This window comes from Streptomyces fuscigenes, assembly GCF_021556455.1.
GTDB lineage: Bacteria > Actinomycetota > Actinomycetes > Streptomycetales > Streptomycetaceae > Streptomyces > Streptomyces fuscigenes.
Genome location: NZ_JAKGCV010000597.1, coordinates 1 through 2,721 on the forward strand (window position 1 = coordinate 1; position 2,721 = coordinate 2,721).

General features: G+C 77.5%; 1 protein-coding gene. It reads left to right on the forward strand.

Annotation, left to right across the window (positions count from 1 at the left end; all coding sequences use genetic code 11):
- Positions 1-6 precede the first annotated feature (6 nt).
- On the forward strand, positions 7-2,721 hold a 2,715-nt coding region (locus L1885_RS26770; protein WP_443732431.1), incomplete at its 3' end, for an AMP-binding protein.

A 2,721-nucleotide genomic window follows, 5' to 3' on the forward strand; every position in this document is an offset into this window, starting at 1 on the left:
CACCGTCTGGACCACCGGCGACTCGACGCGGCGGCGGCCGCGGTGGCGGCCGGGCTGCGCGCCCGGGGCGTACGGCGCGGCCAGGCCGTCGCGCTGGCACTCCCCCGTTCCTGGCGGCTGGTGTGCGCCATGCTCGGCGTGCTCCGGCTCGGCGCGTGCGTCGTCCCGCTCGACACCCTGAGCCCCGCGCACCGGCGCGCGCACGTCCTGACCGACTCGGGCGCCGTCGCCGTCGTGCACGGCGGGGTGCCCCTGCCCGATCTCCCGCCCGGCATCATGCCTTTGGCCGTGGACGAACTGCTGTACCACGCCGCGCACGAGGAGCCGCCGCGCCGCACGGACACCACCGGGACGCCGGAACCGGCGCCCTCGGTACGGGACACGGCATTCGGCACGGCCTCGGACGGGGGCGGCACGGACGCCCGGAGGACTCCGGGGGCCGGTGACGCGGAGGCCCGCACGGCTCCGGAATCCGACGGCACGGATGCCCGAAGGACCACGGAGGCCGGCGGCGGGGCCGCGGCCGGCGGCGCGTCGTTCCTCTTCTACACGTCGGGAACCACCGGGGTGCCCAAGGGCGTGGAGGTGCGGGACGCCGGCATCCTGCGCCTGGCCGAGCCCGGCTACCTGGATCTGCGGCCCGGCGACCGCTACGCCTGCCTGTCCAACCCGGCCTTCGACGCCCTGAGTTTCGAGGTGTGGACACCGCTGCTGACCGGCGGCTGCTGCGTCGTGCTGGGCGACGAGGAGGTGCGGGACCCGCACCGGCTGGCCGCCGCGCTGCTGCGGGAGCGGGTGGACACCCTGTTCGTCACCACCGCGCTGTTCAACGCGGTCGTCGACACGGTCGCCGACTGCTTCGCCGGCGCGCGCCAAGTGCTGATCGGCGGCGAGAGCCTCAACCCCCGTACGGTACGGCGCTGGTACCGGCACAACGCTGCCTCGTCCACGCGCCTGCACAACGTCTACGGGCCGACCGAGTCCAGCACGTTCGCGCTGTGCCACCCGATCCCGCGCGACGCGGGCGACGGCCCCGTGCCCGTCGGCCGTCCGCTGCCGGGCACCGGGATGCTGCTGGCCGTGCCCGGGGACACCCGGCCCGCCCCGCCCGGGGAGGTCGCCGAACTGCTGCTGTCCGGGGCCGGGCTCGCCGCCGGTTACCGCAACCTGCCCGAGGAGACGCGGCGGCGCTTCGTGGCGGTGCCCGCGGCCGACGGCGCCCCCGTGCGCCACTACCGCACCGGCGACCTGGTGCGCGCCGGGTCCGACGGCCTGGTCTCGTACGTGGGACGGGTCGACCGGCAGGTGAAGGTGCGCGGGTTCCGCATCGAGCCGGGCGAGGTGGAGCGCCAACTGCTCGGGCACCCGGCCCTGCGGCAGGTCCACGTGTGCACGAGGGTGCCCGAACGGGGCGGCCCCCGCGAACTGCTGGCGTACCTGGTCACCGAGGACGGGCTGACCCACGGGGAGTTCGAGGCGCACGTCGCCGCCCGGCTGCCGCACTACATGCGCCCCCACCACGTCTACCGGCTCGGCGCGCTGCCGCTCACCGCGAACGGAAAGGTCGACGAGCGGGCACTGCTCAGCGGTGACGCGGCGCCCTGGCGGGCCGCCGAGGGGCCGTCGGTCCCCGTGTCGGCGCGGTGCCGCGAGGTGCTGGACCTCGCCGGACGGGTGCTCGGGGCGCGCGACGCGCGTCCCGGCGACCGCTGGACCTCGGTCGGCGGCGACTCCCTGGGCGCCCTGCGCCTGCGCTTCGAGGCGCGGCGGCGCTGGGGCGTGGACCTGCCCGCGGCCCTCGTGCTGCGATCGGACTTCGCCGCCATCGCGGACGCCGTCGACGCGCGCCTGGCCGAGGCCGGGAGCGATGCCCGGGCAGGAAGCGGAACCGGGCCCGGACCGGGGGCGGTTGCCGACGGCGACGCCTCCGGCCACCCGGCCGCCGCACCGCCCACGGGCGCCGCCTCGGCCCCGGCGACCTGCGAGCAGCAGCGGTTGTGGCTGCTCGACCGCCGCGACCCGGACTCCGGCGCCTACCTCGTCGGGCAGGCGTTCCGGCTGACGGGCCGGGTCGACGCGGCGGCGCTGCGCCACGCCTGCGCGGCCCTGGTGCGGCGCCACGTCGCATTGCGCACCGGGTTCGAGGCGGCGCCCGAGGGGCTGCGGCAGGCCGTGGGCCCCGCCTACGACCCCTGGTGCGAGCCGGGCCCCGGGCAGCCCGCGGACGAAGAGGGCGCCCTCCTGTTCGCCGACCGGTTCTTCGCCGAGCGCTTCGATCTCGCGGTGCCCCGGATGCTGCGCGTGTGCTGGCTGCCGTTCGACGACGGCGGGCTCCTGCTGCTCCAGCTCCACCACATCGCGGTCGACGGCTGGTCGCTCGGTGTGCTGTTCGAGGACATGTCCGCCGCCTACGCCGCGTCGACCGGCGCGGGCGGATCCGCCCCGGCGGGCGCGCCGGAACCCCTGGCGGCCGGGCCGGACCCGTACACACCGCTCGACGGCCGGGAACCGCCCGGGGCCGGCTCCGGCCCGTACACACCGCTCGACCACGCGCTCTGGCAGGAGCGTTGGCACGCCACGCCGGCCTACCGCCGGCGCCTGGAGGAGCTGCTGGCCCTGTACGGAGACCGGGAGGGCGCCGCCGAGCCGCTGCGCCCCGGGCACCCGGCGTCCACGGGCCGGACGGACGGGACCGGCACCGGTCCGGCCGGCGCCGGCGGC